Here is a 21,092-nt window from a genome sequence, read left to right as displayed (position 1 = left end):
TCTTGTCGGAATTAGGCGTTTTGCGCCACAACCTTATCCACGGTGTTCCCAAAGCAACTCCTCGAAATAATTCATAACTGTCCAAAAACATAAATAGCTATTTTTGTCAGTTATTCTTTATTTTTTCAGAGCTGAACGCTTGGAGCCACAACCTTATTCACGGTGTTCCCAAAACAACTCCTCGAAATAACTTACAACTGTCTAAAATATGAAATGCTATTTTTATCAGTTGCTCATTATTTTTTCGGAGCTGAACGTTTTGCGCCACAACCTTACTAGACAATTAGAGGGTAAAATCAATGATGTTTGATTTTACCCTCTAATCTTATTTTTACAGCATATTTTTCCTGTTTTTAAATACGCCGCTATTATTCAGAAACTAATTCTGATTCATCTTCTGATTCAATTTTTGAAATACCTAAACCAGTGAAAGCACTCACCATTGAAAAGACTGGTGATAACAAACTAAAGAAAACAAATGGTAAGTACGTTAATGTTGGAACACCAAATGTACTTGCTACGAAACTACCAGCAATCCCCCAAGGAACTAAGTAGTTAATAACTGTACCACCATCTTCCAGTGTTCGTCCTAGAACAGTTGGATCAAGTCCAGCCTTTTTGAACGTGTCTTTAAATGCATTTCCTGGCAAAATGACTGACAAGAATTGTTCACCAATGAAAACGTTGACCCCGATACTTGTTAACAATGTTGTAAAAATTAACTTTGGTGTGCTGGTCATCCGCTTAGAAACAACATCCATCACAGTTGAAATCAACCCAAACTCAATTAGCAAACCACCTAGTGATAAAGTCAAGATAATCAATGCAACGGTCGGCATCATACTTTCGATTCCTCCACGACTTAGTAACGCATCAATTTGTTCATTTCCAGTATTTGCCACAAATCCTGATTCAATTACAGAAGCTAATTGGTTCACAGACGTCTGCGGGTTTTGAATAAAAATCATTCCGACTGCTACAGCAATATTCAATAAAATAGTTAAGATGGCTGGTACCTTTCTCCATGCACATACTAACATCAAAACAAGTGGAATCAATGACCAAAATGAAATTGTAAAATTGGCTTCTAACGTATTTGTGACTTCACGGATAGCTGAAAGACTTGCACCTTTATCCGTGTGGCCTAAGAACATGAATAAGAAAAACGAAAGTACGAATGCCGGAACAGTTGACCACATCATATGTTTGATATGTTTAAATAAATCTGCATCGACAATCGCTGCTGCCAAGTTCGTTGACTCTGACAACGGAGACATCTTATCTCCAAAGACAGAACCAGAAACAATGGCACCCACTACCAAAGCTGGACTTAAACCTAACGTTGTTCCGATACCGAAAAAGGCAATACCAATTGTTGACATAACTGTAAAAGCACTACCAACTGCACTCCCTACAATCGCACAAACAACAAAGACAGATGGGACAAACCATTGGACACTAATCAAATCAAACCCAATCACCATCAAGGTTGGGATAATTCCCGCTTGAATCCAAACTGCGATCAATGAACCAACTAAAATAAAAATAAAAATTGGAATAATTCCTGGTTTGATTCCATTAATAATTCCCTCATGCAACCATTCAGAAGGGTATTTCTTTACAACAGCGTAAACCATGACCATCCCGATAGCTGCTAAAATAGCAATATTTGGTGAGATTTTCAATCCCACTACCCCAACTGCAATGCTCAATACGACGACTGCTAATACTAATGTTGCTTCTACAAAACTCGGATTTGCTTTTTTCTCCATGATAATTTCTCCTTTTTTAGTTAAAAATATTAGGTACTAAAAAAGAAATAATATCGAATCATCCCGCCACAATTCATTTTGGCTTCCCCCTCTGGCTAAAAATAAAAAGACCCGTTTTCAACTAAGGACGAATTGCTCCGCGGTACCACCTTAATTAAAAACAGATCTGTTTTTCACTTTAAATAACATATTTTATTTTTTGAACTTTTCATGTAATTCGTTAGCATGGCTTGATCGGTTCGCAGCAACCACCGACTTTCTGAACAAAACACCTCTGCTACTACTGTTGAAAAGATGACTTTCATGAAGTTTACATCCTCAACAAATATTTGTCAACAAAAAAATCTGATTTATTTTTCTGTGCTCAAAATAAAAGATAACATTTTAGAAAGAAGATCCCTGTTCTTTCTTCTTAGCAAGCTGTTCTTGATGCTCTTTTTTGATTGTGGTTAATGTTTCTGGTTGTTGAAGCAAATCAAGTGCTGTTTTTGCCAAAAGCTCTGCTGCAATCGCAATTGATGCTAGTCCCTTTTCGCTTCTTGCTGCTGCTTTGAATTCAGTCGAATGACCTGCAATATACGTATCAGAGATGGAGACAGTTGGTTGAATCGTCGGGATTACCTGACTAACATTTCCAACATCAGATGAACCTAGACTTGTACGCTGTTGAGTTTCAATTTCTTCGTCTGGAATACCAAGTTCTTGAAGATGTTCAAAAAAGAGTTCATCAAACGCTGGGGTGACAACCACATCATCGACTGCATTTTGGAACAACCCAAATTCATAAGAGGTACCTGTACTGAGTGCCGCACCTTTCACAATGTTTTCAACTTTTTGAGATACTTCGTCCAACGTTTCACGGTTAGCTGCCCGCAAGTAGAAACGTCCAGCCGCATATTCAGGGATGACATTAGCAGCAACTCCACCGTCGGTAATAATACCATGGATATTGACATCCTTTGGTAAATGCAAGCGTAATCCGTTAATCCCATTGAACACTTGAATTAATGCTTCAAGTGCATTGATTCCTTTTTCCGGTGCTCCTGCAGCATGGGAGGCAACTCCATAAAATTTGATATCTACTGGATCATTTGCTAAAGATTCTGTGGTTTTTCCATAACGATAGGCTGGGTGAACGCAAAGAGCTGCATCCACGTCTTCAAAAAATCCTTCGCGAACAAAACTTCCCTTCGCTGAGCCATTTTCACCACCTTCTTCACCAGGCGTACCATAGACTCGAATCTCCCCACCAAATTCATTGGTCCATTCCTTCACTGCGCTAGCCGCTAATACTGAATACGTTCCAAATAAATTGTGCCCACATGCGTGCCCAATGCCCGGTAATGCGTCAAACTCGGCTAAAAAAACGAGGGTTGGACCAGGTTTTCCTGAAGCATAACGAGCGTCAAAACCTGTTCGATGACCCGCGACTTCTTTTTCAACAGTAAACCCTTCTTTTTCCAGCTGTTTAATCAATGCCTCTGAGGAGAAAAATTCATAGTTACTGACTTCTGGATGATCGTGGATCGTTAATGCTAACTCTTGATATTCTGGCAATCTTTCAGCAATAAATTCTTTTACAGATGTTGTCGTTTGTGTTGTACTCATAAAAAATTCCTCCCTTAGTTTTGGCTGATTTATTTACGTCCAAATGTTTCCCATGCAGGAACGCTTGAACCTTTTGATGTTTTTTCGATTACTTTAGCTGTATCTTCTGTTTGATATGCGTCGACAATTTTTTGATATGTTTTATTTTTTTCATCTTCTTTTCTTGCAACAATGATGTTGACATAAGGACGAGCATTTTCATCGACAGGTTCTAAGAAAATTGCATCGCTCGTTGGATTAAATCCTGCATCGACTGCGACACCACTATTAATGACGGAAATATCTACATCAGATAATGCACGTGCTGTTTGTGAAGCATCCAATTCAGAAATCACTAGATTTTTCTTGTTTTCAGTAATATCCGAAACAGTTGGTGCTGGTCCTTTTGAGTCATCTACTTTGATTAAGCCAGCCGTTTGTAATAACAATAAGGCACGGCCACCATTAGTCACATCATTAGGAATGGCAACCTTTGCACCATCTTTCAGCTCTGTTATTTTTTTGAGTGAATTTGAGTAAATACCTAATGGCGCATTGACTGTATTTCCAATGGAAACTAAATCTGTTCCATGTTCTTCATTGTAGTTATCTAAAAAGAACTGATGTTGAAAAGCATTCAAATCGACTGAGCCATCTGCTAATGCCGCATTTGGTTGGTTGTAGTCGGTAAATTTAACATATTCCAAATTGATATTTTCTTTTTTCAAGCGATCTTTCACGTCATCCCAAACATCTGTATCTTCACCAATCACACCTAGTTTAACGGTTGTTTCTTTTGATTTATCAGTGGTTTCAGCTGATCCTTTACTACATCCTGCTAACCAAACCACGGCAATAAGTGCAACTGCTACTAAACGAATAATTTTTTTCATCTCTTTTTCCCCCAATTAATGACTAATTTTTTTTATAATTTGATTACTAATAAATTGACTTAAAAATACCAAAAGTAAAATCAATAAGGTCGCAACAATCGTGACATCTGTTTGGAATCGATTGTACCCTCGAGAAATAGCTAAATTTCCTAATCCTCCGGCACCGACCGCGCCTGCCATCGTGGTCAAACCAATTACATTGATAATCGTCAAAGCAGATACTCTGACAATTCCTGGTAATCCTTCTAATAAATAAACTCGTACGATAATTCCAAATGGGCTCGTTCCCATTGATTCTGCTGCTTCGATTACTCCAGGATCAACTTCTAACAATGCATTTTCAATTTGCCTAGCAAAAAATGGTACGACGCCCACAATCAGTGGAACTAATGCTGCTTTGGCACCGATTGTCGTCCCAACAAAAAAGCGAGTAGTAAGTGCTAAAAGCGACAATAAAATAATAAACGGTATCGAACGAATAATATTGATTGCTTTATCTAAAATTTCATAGAATAACCGATGTGCTAATAATCCATTTGGGCGAGTCACAACTAGAATCACACCAAGCGCAATTCCAATAATTCCAGAAATTAATGCCGTCCAAAATGACATATATAGCGTCTGCTTCGTTGCTTCAATAAATTCATCAGGAATCGCAGAAGCATTTGGTAAATATGTTTCTAGGAATTTGGTCATGTTATCTTCCCCCTTCAATCACTTTTATTTGTTCATTACGTTCACTCTTCTTCAATACTTGAACTGTCACACCTTGTTCAAATAAAAAGTCTAAAGCTTTTTGTCGTTGATTTAATTCACCCGCCAAAGTCACAATCAAACTCCCCAGCGGGACATCTTGAAGCAATTCAATGTTTCCGTAAAGAATGTTGGTCGTTACTTGATATTTACTGTAAAGTTGGGCGATTAGTGGCTCATTGGTTCGCTCTCCAACGTAAGACAGTTCCACTAGCCATTTATCATTGGTTTGCTCAGCAAAATCCGGATAAGCAGTAATTGTTTCTAGCGCCTGATCGATATGTGTTGCTGTTCGGATAAAATCTTTTGTTAATGCTTGTTTCGGACGACTAAATATCTGAATACTACTTCCTTGTTCAATAATTTTTCCCTCCTCCATCACCGCTACTTTGTTGCAAACTTCTTTGACTACTTGCATTTCATGAGTAATCAGCACGATGGTCAAGCCTAATTTTTGATTTAGTTGTTTCAATAAAGCTAAAATTTGAAGCGTCGTTTTTGGATCCAAAGCGCTAGTTGCCTCATCACATAATAAAATTTCAGGATCATTGGCTAAAGCTCGGGCAATTGCCACGCGTTGTTTTTGCCCGCCGGATAATTGATTTGGATACGCATTAGCTTTATCTGAAAGACCTACCAAATCCAATAATTCAGTCACTTTTTGTTGACGTTCCTGTTTAGATTTCCCTGTGTATTTCAATGAAAAATCAACGTTATCAAAAATTGACCGACTGTTCATCAAATTAAAATGTTGAAAAATCATTCCGATCTTTCTTCTTTTTTCACGTAACTTTTTTGGTGAGAGCTTGGTTAGTTCCACATCGTTGATCCAAACTTCACCATCACTTGGTGGTTGAAGTAAATTGATTACTCGAACCAATGTACTTTTCCCGGCTCCAGAATAACCAACAATTCCAAAAACATCTCCCTCATCAATCGTTAGATTCACAGAATCTACTGCGCGAATCTCCTGCCCCTTTTGTTGAAAGGTGACAGATATATTTCGTAAATCAATCATTCTTTCTCCTCCCTTATCGATACTAAAAAAAGCATCCTCAAGCAAACGACTAGTGTCATTTACTTGAGGACGCCTTTTTGCGTGTTACCACCTCATGTTCGAACTGTACTCACGCACAATTCCTCTTCAAGTACAAACATACTCTAGCGTGCTATCGGACGCAGCCGTCACCGCCTTACAAATTGCTCGGAGTGAATCGCTCAATGGCCATTTTCCAAAAGTTTAATCTTACTTCTTCTCAGCATTTCGAAGCTCTCTGTTAAAGACTTTACCAATGTACTTACCATTTCATCGCGAAAAATATATAAAAAAAAGTCCTTTTACTAGCAAATGCTAGTAAAAGGACGACGTATCGTGTTACCACCTTTATTCGGAAGTTTCCTTCCCTCAGCCCAACGTCTCATCTGTAATGAGAGATTGGTGTTCGTTTTAACGGTCGAACGAATCCGAATTTGCCTACTTATCGACAAATTTTTCTCCAAGGCCATTTTCAACTTTTCTTATACTGAACTCTTTTCACCAGCCAGAGTCTCTCTACGCAGTCTCCAAGTTTACTTTCCTTTTCATCGAAAAATTATTTGGTTGTTGACGATTAATTTACAGGATGAACAAATGAAAGTCAAGCATAAAATTTATTCTTTTTTTCTAAGAATTTTTTGCTGTTTTTTTATTCACAAAATCAATAACAATTTTCAAATCTTTTCCTTGTTCGATAATTTGCAAGTTTTCTTTGTCTTTTTCCGAATAATTTCGTTCAAAACTTGAGTCAGGTATCAGAAATACGCCCATGCCTGCGCGAGAAGCTGAAGTTGCACCCACTAATGAATCTTCGACTGCAAAAGCCTCATCTGCTACTAATCCAGTTCGTTCCAATGCTGTTAAATAAGGAACCGGTGAAGGCTTATTTTCAGATACTTCATCCCCAAAAGTAAACGTATCAAAATAGTCCATTAATTCAAACTGATTTAAAATGGCTGTTGCTCTTTCAGTAACAGTTGTCGTTGCTAAGCCAAGTTTAAAATTCTGTTCTTTTAAATAACTCAGTACTTCTTTCGCATATGGTTTAAGCTGGATTTCTCCGGTCGTTAGTTTTTCATAAAAAAATTTTTCCCGTTTTGCTCGTACTTCTTGTACTTTTTCTGGGCTGCCAGCTAATTGGACTAAAATATCAAAACTTTGTTTCCAATTCTTTCCACCCCAAGTATTAACGATTTCTTGTGGAATCTCGATCCCAAATTGTGCAAAGCCCCAGACCCAACCATCACGATAAGCTCTTTCACTATCAACTAATAGTCCATCTAAATCAAATATTGCGCCTTTCATTTCCCCACGGTTCCTTTCAAAAAACAATATCCTTAGTTTAGCATGATTCAGTTATAAAATCATCGACTGCATGGAAGTTTCACGAAAATTATTTTATTTTTTTCATTCCAAATCAAAAAAGAGACAGAGCGCCTATGCACTCTGTCTCTAAGTAGTTATTTTCTGACATTTTTTACTTGTTTGATGTTTGCAAAGCAACTTTGTTCTTCTTGAAGTTTCTGCTCGAACACCTAACGCTTAGTTGCCGTAAAAACCGATTCCTTCGTAGCGCCAACCTAATTTCACTAAGTAATCTCTTTCTTTTGTACTCATTGTGTAATGATGCGTTCCTGTTTGTTCATTTGGATTGAACAGACGCAAGATCGCTTTTGAACCGCCAGAGTAAAAACTTAGTCCTTCATAACGCCAGCCTAGTTTTTTCAAGAAATTGATTTCTGACTGGGCTGCCGTATAATGATGGTCGCCACTGTTTGGATTATACATCCGATACACTTTTGTTCCGCTGTTTGGTGCTAACCAAGCCACACCTTCATATTTCCAACCAATTTTTGGTAAAGAATTTTTTTCACCCTCATTTAGAGAATACAAATGTTCACCAGTATTTGGGTTGTATAAACGATACATTGGTGATGTAGGTACTTGAGGTTGACTGTCATACTGCGTTAAATTATAGGTTTCGATTACACTGTTTAAAGTTGTTGCATAGTTTGGTGCTGTCGCATAACGTCCCGTTAACCAGGCTGTCGCATCTTTGTAAGATTTTGTGTTACTTTTCCATGCGCCCGAATAATAATAAACGCCAGATTGGAATGAAGTTGTTTTTAAAATGTGAACATTATCTTCTAGAGATTGTTTATAGGATGGATATTTTCTAAACGCAGCATTTACTGTAATCCATTGACCATTAACAAACTCTGCTGTTGGAAAAGTTACCGATTGTCCATTATAGCTACCTTTAATTCCAAATAAATTATAATTTGGTGCAGAAGCTAATTGACTCTTTCCCCAACCACTTTCCACAATCGCTTGAGCAATCATGACAGAAGCATACAAATCATTTTGGCTTGCTAGCGTTCTTGCAGAGGGAGCCACGCTGTCAATGAATTGCTGTTGTGTATTTGATGATGAACGTGCAAAGCGTGAAGCAATAGAAACTTCAAATTGTGAAAGGTCTGTTTGCGTTGTGTGAACAAGTACCTCTCCGTCATCCAACTGATTCTCCACTGTTTCTGTAGCCTTTGTTGCTTCTGTTGCTTCCGTAGATTGTTCCTCTGATTCAGGAGCTGTTTCTTCCACTGCTGAACCAGTTGCTTCTGTTATTTCGCTTGATTCTACAGCAGTTGCCTCTGTTGTACTAATAGTCGAGCTATTTTGTGTCTCAAGTGCACTCTCTTGTGTTTCAGTTCCAGCTATTTGATTCTCATATGTGCTAACTGTTGATTGCGCAATTGCTTCATTGCCTGTGCCAACTTCATCTGCAAAACTCACAGGAGCAGCAGTTGAAACGATTCCGCCTAGTACCATCACACTAAGTAAAAAATTCGTTTTTTTCATTTTTTCTCCTTTATTCCTCATATTTTTTATTGGATGTATGTATCACCTATCTTTTATTTTAACAAAAAAACATATCCGCCTTAAGGGAAATTTAAAAATGACACATTCCAGTAATGTTTTGTAACTTGATTGAAACTAAAAAACACAAGCAAATGCAGAAGACTTTTCTTGAGAAAATTACTCCGCATGCTTGTGCTTTTCTTAACCTTTAAATTACAACAGTTCACCAAATTTGTGGATATAATATTTTTTAACTACCGTAACCAGTGTTAAATAAGCTAAAACTGTTACGATCAACCAAACCCAATAACTACCTGGTAATGGCATCAAACCTAGCTCTGCACCAAAACTTGTGAATGGTAAAACAGAACCAACAGCAATGCCTAACGTAGTAATTGCTGTCATAGCAAAGGTTGCGTTGCTTTGGATAAATGGTAATTTTGGTGTGCGTAACGCATGTAATACTAACGTTTGTGACCAAAGTGATTCCACAAACCAACCTGCATGGAACAACGCAATAAATGCTACTTGTTGTGTGCCATTCAACGTGTGGAAATCTCCTCCAATAACCGCTGGACAAATAACAAAGTACATCAATAAATACGTTGTAATATCAAAGACAGAACTTGTTGGACCAAAATACACCATAAACTTGCCAATACTTGAAGCTTCCCATTTTTTAGGTTTTACTAAATATTCTGGATCCATTTTATCCCATGGTAAGGAAATGCAAGACACATCATAAATCAAATTCAAGAATAAAATTTGTAAAGGCAACATTGGCAAGAATGGCAAAAAGGTGCTGGCTATCAAAACGGAAAACATGTTTCCAAAGTTTGAACTAGCTGTCGCTTTGATATATTTCATGATATTTCCGAATGTTTCCCGACCCGCTAATAGTCCACGCTCTAAAATCATCAAATCTTTTTCTAATAAGATGACATCTGCTGATTCTTTTGCAATATCGACAGCTGTATCAACCGAAATACCGATATCGGCCACTTTCATCGCAGGAGCATCATTGATTCCATCTCCCAAGAACCCAACTGTGTGTCCATTATTTCTAAGAGCTGTTGTTAGGCGTGCTTTTTGTTGTGGATTTAGTTTTACAAAAACATCATTTTCATCAACAACCTGTGAAAGTTGGTGATCATCCATAGAAGCAATTTTTTCTCCGGTGATTAGCTCATCGATTTCTAAGCCAACTTGACGACAAACAGAACGTGTTACTAATTCGTTATCTCCAGTCAACACTTTAACAGCCACTCCGTGATCTTTCAATGCTTGCAATGCTTGTTTCGTTGTTTCTTTTGGTGGATCAAGGAACGCTAAGTAACCAATCAACACCATGTCTGATTCATCTTTGACTGAGAATTCTCCAACTACACTAGGATTTGTTTTTTGGGCTACACCAATTACACGTAATCCATCTTCATTAAGCGCTGTTACCTTTTCTAAAACTTCCTGTTTTCTTTCCTTCGTTAAAGGTGTAACTTCTCCTTCTAAGTCAATAAACTTAGAAATGCTCAACATTTCTTCAATCGCGCCTTTGGTAATCATTTGTGTCTTGCCTGTCACATCTTCTACGACGACACTCATGCGACGACGTTCAAAATCAAATGGAATCTCATCTATTTTTCTGTAACGCGTGTTGGTTGTATCAAGGGTTTCTTCAGCTTCGTCAATAATCGCGACATCAAGTAAATTTTTCAAACCTGTTTGATAATAACTGTTTAAATACGCATGGCGTAATACCCGATCGTCTTCAGCGCCTTCACAATTCATGTGGTATTCTAAGATAATTTTATCTTGAGTTAACGTTCCTGTTTTATCAGTACATAAAACATCAATTGCGCCAAAGTTTTGAATCGCACTCAAATTTTTGATAACTGTCCCTTTTTTTGCCATCACACTAGCGCCTTTAACCAAGTTCGTCGTAACAATCATTGGTAACATTTCTGGCGTTAGACCGACTGCAACAGACAATCCAAATAAGAAAGCTTCTAGCCAATCTCCTTTAGTTAATCCATTAATGACAATCACTGTGGGTGCCATCAAAGCCATGAACTTGATCAATAACATAGATGTTTTATGGATACCTAATTCAAAGTTGGATTTAATTGGTTTTTCAGATAACGTTTGTGCTACATGACCAAACAAAGTTTGATTTCCCACAGCTACGATAATTCCTGTGGCACTTCCGCTAATTACATTACTTCCCATAAACGCTAGGTTTTCATAGCTTGTTTCATTCTTATTCCCATCTATCGCAACTACGGCATTCTTTTCAACAGGATAGCTTTCACCCGTCAAAGCTGCTTGAGAAATAAATAAATCTTTTGCAGAAAGCAATCGTATATCTGCCGGAATCATATCGCCTGCAGATAATCGAACCAAGTCACCACAGACGATTTCTTCCATTGGAATCTCTTGGTATTTGCCTTGACGTTTTACTGCAGCGGTCACTTTTACTAATGATTTTAATTTTTCAGCTGCTTGGTTTGAACGAACTGATTGAATCAAAGTCATTGTGCCACTCACAATTACCATACTAAAAATAATAATTACACCGAATAAATCCTTCTCACCTGGAGCTGGTAGTAAATATTCTGTAATAAACGAAATAATCCCTAAAGCAATCAATACTAAGGTAAATGGTGTAATATAAGCCTTCAACACTTCAATTAAAAAAGGTGTTTTCTTTCCATATGAAATCGTGTTATCTCCATAGACTTCTTTTGATTGTTCGATTTGTTCTGTGCTCATTCCTTTTTCACTGCTATGGAACAAGTCAAATAATGCACGTTCGCTTTTTTGTGCAAAATTTGCATATAATTTTTGTGTATCTTTCTTTTTTTCCATTGTATTCTCTCCCTTGTATCAGAAAAACAAACTTTTACAATTTTGTTTTTCGTATTTTTTGGGTCAAGAGAGAAGCATTTTTACATAAGTGGGCTGAAAACAGATAGATAATAGTTTCAGCAAACTTTTACTTTTCTCTAATCCCCTCGGTTTCGGTAAACTGTCATCCATTTGTTCTCATCTCCTTTATGCTTTCATAAATCTGTTCTTTTTCCTTACAAAAATTCACTCGTACTTGTCGCATCAATGTCCCAACAAAAATCAGCTCCCTTACTTTGCCGGATTACTAAAATTTAAACTGTTAGGTTGGCAACAAAAAAACCTTCCACCAAAAACTCAGCGAAAGGTTGAAATAAGCACAGCAAAAAGAAGCTATTTCGATCTCATCGTTGAGTTTTGACACTATACAACGTAAAAAGCAAATACCTCTGCCTTTAGCTACCTTATGAAAAGCCTTAGATCGACAATTCCTGTTCTACCCATTGGCGTCTCTCGACATTTTTGGGCAGTAGCCTGTGTTTGTATAGGAGCCTCACCTAACAAATCTTATTTAGTTTTCCAGTGGTTACTGTAACAACGATTTACAGAAATGTCAAATCTATTTCTCAAATTTTTCCTTTTCCCCTAAATAAAGCGTATTCATTTTTTAATTTATTTAACAAAAAAAACTTTTTTTCGAATTTCATTTGTCATAAAAGCTTTCCATTACTATAATAAAATTATAGTAATGGACAAAAGGAGTGATCTTTATGGAACACACGCTTGTGATTATCAAACCAGATGGTGTCCGTCGACATCTAATTGGCCGCATTATTCAACGATTTGAAGAAAAAGGGCTAACAATCGTTGACATGAAACTAGCAACAATGACTCCAGAACTTGCCAAAGAACACTATCAACACTTAGCTGGTCGTAGCTTTTTTCAAGAGTTAATCGACTACATGATCTCTGGACCTGTTGTTTATCTTGTACTAGAGGGCGATGATGTCATTGATATCGTCCGGAAAATGGTTGGCGCAACCAAGGCTGTGGATGCACTGCCCGGAACGATTCGCGGAGATTTTGCAGTTCCTGGAACAGCAAACATTATCCATGCTTCTGATTCTCGTGATGCTTCAAAAAATGAGATTGCTCGATTCTTCCCACCAACACATTATCAATATGAACAGGAAGCTGTGCTAGAAAGCAGCAGTTTACCATCTTAAAACACGCTATCAAAAGCTAGGATATTCTACTTCTAGCTTTTTTTATTTTTCCACAACTAACTGCTGATTGGCGTCATTCAACAATGCTTTTTCTCCAATAAAAATCCATTAAAATGACTTCTCAAAATAATCTATGTAAGTAACATTTTCTTAAATAATTGCGCCCTCCTACAGTTAGTCGATCATTGTTCTTCTGATAACTTGAACCTATTGTAAAATATAAAGTACAATTTTGAGGGCCTGTTCACTATCTTCTCTGGGCTAAGTATTTTGCATCACAACCTTCTTCTAGATGTCCTCAAAATAATTCATAACTGTCCAAAAACATGAAAAGCTATTTTTGTCAGTTGCTCATTATTTTTTTGGAGCTGACCGCTTGGAGCCACAACCTTTTTTATGGCAAAAGCACACGAAATTGCTCTTCCAACTGCCTACGTTGCTCTCTCCCCAAGCTATACTCCAAAACAGAAAACAGTTGATTGCATTCATCCTCATCAATCAACTCACCCAATCCAACAAGAATCAGTTGTTTTTGATAATTCATCATTAATGTTTCGTAAATAATTAAGTTCTTAGCTTTGGCTGCAAGGCTTCTTGCTAAATCATCATTGACATTTCGCGCTTTTTTAAATCGTTTTTTCGCAATGTAATGCGTAGTCAAGTTTAACAAAAACAAATCCATATACTGATCAGGATTATTTGTCAGAGAAAAATTCCGCATTCTTTTCTTGATTTTCACATAATTACTTTCGATGAAAGACTCGCTAAATAAAAAGGGTAATTCAGCTAGAATCGTCATCTCAAATTGGCTGTATTCTTGTATTCGCATAAAGTAATCCTCAATTTTTTTACATTCATAGCGTAAAAATTCAAACTGCAGTTCTTTTTGGAGTTGACTATCTGTTTTTAAAAACATGTGGATATTCAAAACTAAGTAATATAAATCTCCTGTTTGCTTGAACCGTTTTCGATTGTTCCCTACTTCCTTGTACGGATCAAAATTTTCTTCTTGTACCTTACTAAGCAGGCGTCTGGTTCTTTTGCTTTTTGTTGGTTCTTCCAATCTATGTCGCAACACTTCATACTCTGCCAAAGAAACGTTTAGGCGAGCCAAGATTGCTTGTAATGTCGTAAATGCGATTTTTCTCACTGTTCCTTTTTCCAGACCTACTAATGATGTCTTTGAACAAATCCCCTCCGCTAACTCAGCTTGAGTTAATTTTTTACTGATCCGAAGGCTCCTAATCAATTTCCCGTCATGCATCGCTTTGTTCCTCCTCAAATTATTATTCTGTCGGTTAAATGAATGACCAACAGGTTTAGCAATTTTTCTGGTGCGTATAATGAAAAAATCACTAGGTTCACTATTTACATACGTAAAAAAGGAAAAAAATATCAAAACATAAAAAAAACTTCTGAAAAACAAAAATTTGTTTTTCAGAAGTTTAAAGTAGCTGATTCAATTCCCAGTAGAATCTGTAATTTTTGGATATAGGTTCTTAGTCGTTTTATTTCCATTTTTTGAATAAACACTGGTTGAAGCTTTTCCTTTTTGCTGTTCAATTGTTTCATTTTTTTCTGCTTCTTTTTGATAATCAATTTTTTGTGGATCAACTGTTGTAAATCCATCTGGCACATAAAAACGTAATAAGTTTTCTTGATTCAATTTATCTGACAAGCTTAAAGTTTTCTTCACTTTGTCTTGATCTTTCGTGATTTCTTTTTGAATACCCAGAGCTTCAGTATCTAGAATTTGCTCTGATTTATTATCATACGTTTTATTCCCCAAAACAGTGTAATTTGGAGTAACAAAATTACCATTTCTAAAAGCAACTACTTGGTCATGTTTAGCAGACAATAAATCTGTTCCAAAATGAACATAATTTTTATCATCTACACCGACCAAATGAAGTAGCGTTGGCAAAACATCAATCTCGCCACCATATGCGTGACTGACTTTCCCGTTTGTGTATCCAGGAATGTGAAGCATCAATGGCACTCGTTGCATCTGTGCATCATCGAATTCGCTCCAAGTCTTCTCATCTTTGCCTAATACTGTAGCTAAATCTTTGTTATCTGAATTTGAAATCCCAAAATGATCACCATAAATAACAAACATTGAATTTTGATAAATACCTGAGGCTTTCAAATAAGTGAAAAATTGTTCCAATGATTGGTCAAGATAATGGGCTGTTCGCACATAATTATCAACTGTACTGTTACCAGTATTTAAACCTGGAAAATCAAAATTCTTATCATCAGTATAATAAGGCGTGTGATTGGTTACAGATAAGAATTTTGTATAAAACGGCTGTTGCAAATGTTCAAGATAGCCGACTGATTCACTGAATAAATTTTTGTCTAAAATACCATAGCCTAAAGTTTCGTCCGCTTCTTCAAAGTAAGAACGGTCAAAGAAATTATCATAACCCAAGTTTTTGTACACATGATCTCGATTCCAAAAACTAGCAACATTTCCGTGGAACACGGCACTTGTGTAGCCTTGGCTTTGCTTTAAAATAGCTGGTGCAGCTTGAAAAACATTATCAGAACCTAGTTCAGTAAATAACGACCCTTGTGGTAAACCAAATGTGCCCGTTTCTAGCATATTTTCAGCATCACTCGTTTTTCCTTGGCCTACTTCATGAAAGAAATTATCAAAACTAATTGTTGCTTGATTATCAAAAATACTATTAAGAAAAGGTGTTACTTCTTGACCATCAACCTTCATATTGATCAAAAATTGTTGAAAGCTTTCCAAATGGAGCACAATAATATTTTTCCCTTTTGCTATTCCAAACATACTTTTATCTGGTTCTGCGTAATGCTCTTTCGTATAATCTAAGACCTCAGTGATTCCGTTGCTACTTGCATGCGCGCGAACACTGCTTGTCATTCCCGTTTTGATGCCATCGTAAATCGTATATGCATCAATTCCTAGATACTTCACAATATAAGAACGATCGAAAGTTCGTTGTAACAGTTGAGGACGGTTCGCTTCACTCAACGCTAAGTTTCCAGAAAAAATAAACACAGCCAAACAACTTATTGCAATCGCCATTGGTTTCTTAACTGGTTGACTTTTAATGGGTACATTTTTGACAATTACCCAAATGAGCAAACCAAGAAAGACCAGAATATCCAACCAATATAAAATATCGTGAGGTTTCATTAAAGAAAACGAACTTCCTGACAGTCCTTGTGACACTTTCGAAAAACCTAAAACTGATTTAACTGTAATAAAATCAGTAAATTCTCGATAAAAAATAATATTGCAATATAAAAGAGCTGTATTCAAAATATCTAAAAACAATAGTAGAAATAGCGCTGGCTTTGTTTTTTTTACATACAAAGATAGTCCAAATAATAACAGCGTCGTTGCAACTGGATTAATCCATAAAATAAATGTTTGAATGATTCCCTCGACACCCAAGGAAAAATCAATATAGTAGGCTAAAAGAGTTTTTAACCAAAAAAATACACCTGCCAAAATAACAATAAACAAACGATTTTGACACCACTTTTTGATTGGAGTCACGATTATCACTTCTCTCTATTCGCTTTTGTCGTACATTTTGAACTTAAAAAATGAGAATAAGCTAAAAGACTATTTTTTTTAATAAATTTTTATATTTTAAGATAGTTTAACAAAAGCTACTGTATCACCTTTATCTGCCGAAATAAAGCCACATTTTTCATAAAAATGACGTATAGCTGGCGCCTCTTCCGTCAGTAATACTTTTTGACGAACTGCTTGATATTTCAACAAAATTTGCTGCATCAGTTCAAACCCGATTCCTTGATTTTGAACTACTTTTTTGACTAAGATATCTTGAATATAAATAATCGTTAGCCCATCGCCCACAACACGAATCAACCCAACTAGTTCGTCCTCTTTCCACGCAGTGATAACGGATAAGGAATGTTGAACGGCTTGCTGTAGTTGCTCGATATCTTTCGTATAGGCTGTCCAGCCAGCGTCTTCATATAACCCTAATAATTGCTGTTGTGTTAGTTTTTTCGTTGCACGATAAGAAATCATTTTCTCCCTCTTTTCCAAAAAAAAGCTGTGACAATTGTCACAACTTTTCTTTCACTATTTTTGATCACTGGCTCGTCCCAGAAAGATGACTACTTGTGGATGAACTTTCAGACGAATTTGTTGCCGGTGGTGCAGTCGTTGAGTCAATTGTTGTTTTCGGATGACTGGAATCACTTGTTTTCGTTGGCGTATTTGTCTTTTTCCATTCCGCTAAGCGACTGGCCACGACTTTTTTATCTACTTTGTCAGAGTACCCTTTTGTTACTTTTCCATTTTTTAATCGGGCTAGCTTCTCTCCCGAATTTGATAACAGTAAAACGGTCAGTCGTTTATCTTTAAATTGATATTGTCTCAAGGAAATCGCACTTAAAACATCGTCGATATTTGTAAACTGGTTGTCTTCTTTTCCTTTTGGTAAATAAATCACTAATTCGCCTTGATCATAGTCGGCTTCAAATTTATAGTCCTCCCACCAATAAGTTGAGAATTCTTTTCTAAATTTATCTACTGATTCTTTGCTTGCAACGATTTTTTCCGTTTTTGTATGAACTATTTCTGTTGTGATTCGTCCAGAAATCGTTACAGATAGAATAAGCAAAAGGAAAAAACCAATTAACCAAAAGAGAAGAACAGGACGCTTCTTTCTCATACCTTCTTCCACTCCTATTTGAATTTACCTGTTCTATTATATACAAAAAATGAAATCTAAAGGTAAAAAACCTGTAAAAAAACAATAAATAACTAGCTGCTTTTTTTAATAAACAAACTATCGTTGAAAAGACAACTTGACTATAAAATTTCATAGTAATCAATAACACTTTTTTCTAGCGAAAAAAAACTGTGCTTAAATCTTTACGTGATTTAAACACAGTTTTTATTTTATTTTTAATGATCTGAGTAAAATTTAAAAAATTTTGCTCACGCTAATTACGCATCAAATCCATTTTGGTCAGAAACTTGCTTGAACCAATGACCTGATTTTTTAATTGTACGCTCACCATCTTTAGCTAAATTAACTGAAATAAAACCATAACGATTTTTATAAGCGTTCGTCCAAGACCAGTTATCCATGCATGTCCACATATGATACCCTAAACAATTGGCTCCTTCTTGAATTGCTTGATGCACATATTTCAAGTGATCTGTTACAAATTCAATTCGATAGTCATCGTGAATCATCCCATCTTCTTGAATAAATCTTGCTTCATCTTCAACACCCATTCCGTTTTCAGAGATGAAACAGTCAATATTTCCGTAATTGTCACGAACGTTGATCAAGATATCATAAATCCCTTTTTCATAGATTTCCCATCCACGGTAAGGATTCATCTTTCTGCCAGGCATTTCATAGTTATCAAAGAAGTCTTCAGGCATTGGCGAAAGAGCTTTGTCAATTGGTGTTTCCTTTGCTTTGATTCGACGTGGTTGGTAATAATTGATTCCTAAAATATCAACCGTATTTTCTTTGATGATTTCCTTGTCACCCTCTTTGATTTCAGGTAACAAATCTAAGCCTTTTAATACCTCAATCAGTTCTTTCGGAAACTCGCCCTTAACTGCTGGATCAAGGAATGAGCGATTAAAGAACGCATCTGCTAATTTTGCTGCCTTGACATCTTCCGGGTTATTTTCATCACGTGGATAACTAGGTGTTAAATTCAAAATAATCCCAATTTTTCCAGATAAGTCTAGAGAATGATATGCTTTGATTGCAAGCGCAGACGACAAAGCTTCGTGATATCCAACTTGAACAGCATGTTTCATATTTGCTTCTTCTGGATAGTGCCAACGATACAAGTAACCAGCTTCAACAGGAACGATTGGTTCGTTATGAGTAAACCATTTTTTGATTTTTTGTCCAAATAGTTCAAAGCAAATCGTTGCATAGCGTTCATAAGCTTCAACTGTTTCACGATTTAACCAGCCACCTTTTTCTTGAAGGTACATTGGCATGTCAAAGTGATACAAATTTACAAACGGTTCGATACCATTTTCGATTAATTCGTCAAAATAACTATTATAAAAATCAACCGCTTTTTGATTTACTTCACCAGATTCATCTGGTAACAAACGACTCCATTGAATCGATGTACGGAAAGAATTATGTCCAGTTTGTTTCATTAACTGTACATCTTCTTTGTACTTGGTATAAACTTGTGATGTTTTACCTGGACCTACTTCATCAAAAAATTTTTCTGGCTCTTGTGCATACCAATAATCAAAAATATTATCACCTTTGCCATCATTTGCTACGCGTCCTTCTGTTTGTGGGCCGCTTGCTGCTGAACCCCACCAGAAATTTTCAGGAAATTGATACTTTGTCATCTTCTCGTCCTCTTTTTTAGTTATTTTGTTTCATTCCATAAATTTTATTTTCTAAAAGAATCGTTTGACCACTTGTATGCTGGTTTTCCATTCTTTCAATCAAACGTTTCCCACACAATTCACCAATTGTCACAGCGGGTTGTTGAATGATGATTCGTTCAGGAAGTACCGTCTGTAACTCATCTAAGTAGTCGTAGTGCGCAAAATAAATCTCTTGATCAATTTGTTGATCACTTTTGTTAAAATATTCTAGTGCTCCAATAGACATGTTATAGTTACAAACAAATAAAGCTGTTATGTTTTTGGCTAATAATTCTTTCGCACCATAAAAGCCACTCAATCGTGAGTAATCACCCGTGTAAACGTCAATAGTTATTTCTTTTTCGCTGTATTTCTTGGCTTCCAATGCCCCGGCTAATCGCTCTCTAGCCACATATTCTGTTTGTGGCGCTGCGATAACACCAATTGACTGATGTCCCATCGCAATCATCTGCTCAATCGTTTCGCGGACACTTTTGCGATCATTAACCAAAATCGAATCGACATTTTCCAACTGATTAGGCGTATTTAAAGAAATGATCGGAATCGTTAGCTCTACTAATTTTTCCATTCCTGGCCAAGTTTCATCTGCTTCAAAAAGAATCAGTCCATCAATTGAGTGCGAAAGTAGATAGTCGATTTTTTGCGAAACTAATTGCGCTTCACCATTAAAACAACTTAAAAATAAACTATACCCGTTTTCTTCCATCAATGCTTCAATACTTGCTACGATATCCGCACTTAGTCGACTCGACAAATTATTCATTAACAGTCCGACTGAAAAGCTTCGATTATTCTTTAACCCTTTAGCAATAATATTTTCTTTGTAATTCAGTTGATCGATTGCCGTAGCGATTTTTTCCATATTGGCTACTTTTAGTGTTTGACCATTCAGGTAACGTGAGACACTACCTGTAGAAACGCCTGCTAATTTGGCTACTTCACGAATTGAACTCAACTTGTTCACCTCTTTTTTTAGTGAAGTATCTTTAGTTGCTCACCGATTTTTGAACCGGTTCAAAAATAATATAACAAACACTTTTCCAAGTTGCAACTACTTTTTAAGCGTTTTCCTTAAAAAGATTTTTACAATCCTTAGTTTCCTGTTGTTCATTCAAATGGTATAATTTCTTTATCCTATTAGACGGAGGCAGGATTTTGAAGAAACTATTAGCTATATTTACTCTAGGACTGGTACTTTTTACCTTAACTGGCTGTAATATGCTGGGTGGATCAAACCAATCAACAAACGAAACCACCGAATCTTCTACGCTTAAAGCAGAAAAAACTGATATTTCAAATAGTGTTTATTCTTTGAAAATGCGTAAGAACATGAATTTAGTTAGTGGGAAAATTACGTTTACCGATGATAAGATGGAATGGTTGCGTACCTATAACGAAGACAGTACGACTTCTTCTGAGACCAGTGAGAACATTACCTTAACTTCCATTAAAATTGACACAAAAGGTGACAGTTATACAATTACTGGAATGGCAGACAAAAAAGAAGTTTCCGTTGTCTTTACTAAAATTGGTAACTATCAGATAAAAGATGAAGATGGTAACGTTTATAGTATTTAAACAATTGTGATCCAGTACATGATTTGAGACTAGGACAAAACGAAAAATCCAGTCGTTCTTCACACGTTTTTCAATTTAAAAAAGCCTAAAATCAACGTTTTCAAAAACGAATTTTAGGCTTTTTTTCTATTTAAGCTC

The 21,092-nt window shown here is 36.4% G+C and carries 16 protein-coding genes, 1 riboswitch and 2 other annotated features; of the genes, 2 read left to right on the top strand and 14 right to left on the bottom strand.

Annotation, left to right across the window (positions count from 1 at the left end; translation table 11 throughout):
- Positions 1-368: 368 nt before the first annotated feature.
- From nhaC to mgtA, 8 genes are all read right to left on the bottom strand, one after another.
- Positions 369-1,772 carry a Na+/H+ antiporter NhaC gene (nhaC, locus tag IGJ66_RS02295; protein WP_067485226.1) on the bottom strand — a complete coding sequence of 468 codons (1,404 nt, stop codon included), beginning with the start codon at positions 1,770-1,772 and terminating at the stop codon, positions 369-371.
- 384 nt (positions 1,773-2,156) lie between these two features.
- Positions 2,157-3,380: a M20 family metallopeptidase gene (locus IGJ66_RS02290; RefSeq protein ID WP_067485229.1), complete on the bottom strand. Its 1,224-nt coding sequence runs from the start codon at positions 3,378-3,380 to the stop codon at positions 2,157-2,159.
- Between the two features lie 29 nt (positions 3,381-3,409).
- On the bottom strand, positions 3,410-4,252 hold the full coding sequence (locus tag IGJ66_RS02285) for a MetQ/NlpA family ABC transporter substrate-binding protein (protein ID WP_075491877.1): 843 nt from the start codon (positions 4,250-4,252) through the stop codon (positions 3,410-3,412).
- Positions 4,253-4,267: 15 nt separating this feature from the next.
- Positions 4,268-4,948 (bottom strand): methionine ABC transporter permease, encoded by a 681-nt coding sequence (locus IGJ66_RS02280; protein ID WP_067485236.1) that lies wholly within the window; start codon positions 4,946-4,948, stop codon positions 4,268-4,270.
- A gap of 1 nt (position 4,949) precedes the next feature.
- Positions 4,950-6,023 carry a methionine ABC transporter ATP-binding protein gene (locus tag IGJ66_RS02275; protein WP_430616765.1) on the bottom strand — a complete coding sequence of 358 codons (1,074 nt, stop codon included), beginning with the start codon at positions 6,021-6,023 and terminating at the stop codon, positions 4,950-4,952.
- Between the two features lie 62 nt (positions 6,024-6,085).
- Positions 6,086-6,324: a binding site (T-box leader), on the bottom strand.
- Between the two features lie 36 nt (positions 6,325-6,360).
- Positions 6,361-6,599: a binding site (T-box leader), on the bottom strand.
- A 69-nt stretch (positions 6,600-6,668) separates the two neighbouring features.
- Complete coding sequence (locus tag IGJ66_RS02270) at positions 6,669-7,346, bottom strand: HAD family hydrolase (protein WP_430616764.1); 678 nt, start codon at positions 7,344-7,346, stop codon at positions 6,669-6,671.
- A 237-nt stretch (positions 7,347-7,583) separates the two neighbouring features.
- Positions 7,584-8,900 (bottom strand): glycoside hydrolase family 73 protein, encoded by a 1,317-nt coding sequence (locus IGJ66_RS02265; protein WP_067485245.1) that lies wholly within the window; start codon positions 8,898-8,900, stop codon positions 7,584-7,586.
- 213 nt (positions 8,901-9,113) lie between these two features.
- On the bottom strand, positions 9,114-11,762 hold the full coding sequence (mgtA, locus tag IGJ66_RS02260; RefSeq protein ID WP_430616763.1) for a magnesium-translocating P-type ATPase: 2,649 nt from the start codon (positions 11,760-11,762) through the stop codon (positions 9,114-9,116).
- Between the two features lie 374 nt (positions 11,763-12,136).
- Positions 12,137-12,313, bottom strand: a riboswitch (M-box (ykoK) riboswitch).
- Positions 12,314-12,511: 198 nt separating this feature from the next.
- On the opposite strand from mgtA, the gene ndk reads away from it, so the two are divergent.
- Positions 12,512-12,967, top strand: a complete 456-nt coding sequence (ndk, locus tag IGJ66_RS02255) for a nucleoside-diphosphate kinase (protein WP_067485251.1) — start codon at positions 12,512-12,514, stop codon at positions 12,965-12,967.
- A gap of 394 nt (positions 12,968-13,361) precedes the next feature.
- On the opposite strand, the gene IGJ66_RS02250 is transcribed toward ndk, so the two are convergent.
- The 6 genes from IGJ66_RS02250 to IGJ66_RS02225 form a co-directional block, all read right to left on the bottom strand.
- Positions 13,362-14,231 (bottom strand): helix-turn-helix domain-containing protein, encoded by an 870-nt coding sequence (locus IGJ66_RS02250; RefSeq protein WP_430616762.1) that lies wholly within the window; start codon positions 14,229-14,231, stop codon positions 13,362-13,364.
- 195 nt (positions 14,232-14,426) lie between these two features.
- Positions 14,427-16,505 (bottom strand): LTA synthase family protein, encoded by a 2,079-nt coding sequence (locus IGJ66_RS02245; protein WP_430616761.1) that lies wholly within the window; start codon positions 16,503-16,505, stop codon positions 14,427-14,429.
- Between the two features lie 96 nt (positions 16,506-16,601).
- On the bottom strand, positions 16,602-17,009 hold the full coding sequence (locus IGJ66_RS02240; protein ID WP_071868787.1) for a GNAT family N-acetyltransferase: 408 nt from the start codon (positions 17,007-17,009) through the stop codon (positions 16,602-16,604).
- Positions 17,010-17,073: 64 nt separating this feature from the next.
- A complete protein-coding gene (locus tag IGJ66_RS02235) occupies positions 17,074-17,658 on the bottom strand; it encodes a hypothetical protein (RefSeq protein WP_430616760.1) in 585 nt (194 codons plus the stop codon).
- Between the two features lie 278 nt (positions 17,659-17,936).
- The gene (locus IGJ66_RS02230; RefSeq protein WP_270346341.1) at positions 17,937-19,334 is read right to left on the bottom strand and encodes a glycoside hydrolase family 1 protein; all 1,398 of its coding nucleotides are present in this window, start codon (positions 19,332-19,334) and stop codon (positions 17,937-17,939) included.
- 16 nt (positions 19,335-19,350) lie between these two features.
- On the bottom strand, positions 19,351-20,331 hold the full coding sequence (locus tag IGJ66_RS02225; protein WP_430616759.1) for a LacI family DNA-binding transcriptional regulator: 981 nt from the start codon (positions 20,329-20,331) through the stop codon (positions 19,351-19,353).
- Positions 20,332-20,531: 200 nt separating this feature from the next.
- Between IGJ66_RS02225 and IGJ66_RS02220 the strand changes: the two genes are divergently transcribed.
- The gene (locus IGJ66_RS02220; protein ID WP_067485270.1) at positions 20,532-20,954 is read left to right on the top strand and encodes a hypothetical protein; all 423 of its coding nucleotides are present in this window, start codon (positions 20,532-20,534) and stop codon (positions 20,952-20,954) included.
- Positions 20,955-21,092 lie beyond the last annotated feature (138 nt).

It is taken from the genome of Enterococcus sp. DIV0176 (assembly GCF_050528535.1).
Lineage (GTDB): Bacteria > Bacillota > Bacilli > Lactobacillales > Enterococcaceae > Enterococcus_B > Enterococcus_B thailandicus.
Note: the sequence above shows the minus strand (reverse complement) of the source record. Positions and strands in the feature narration are given on the sequence as shown.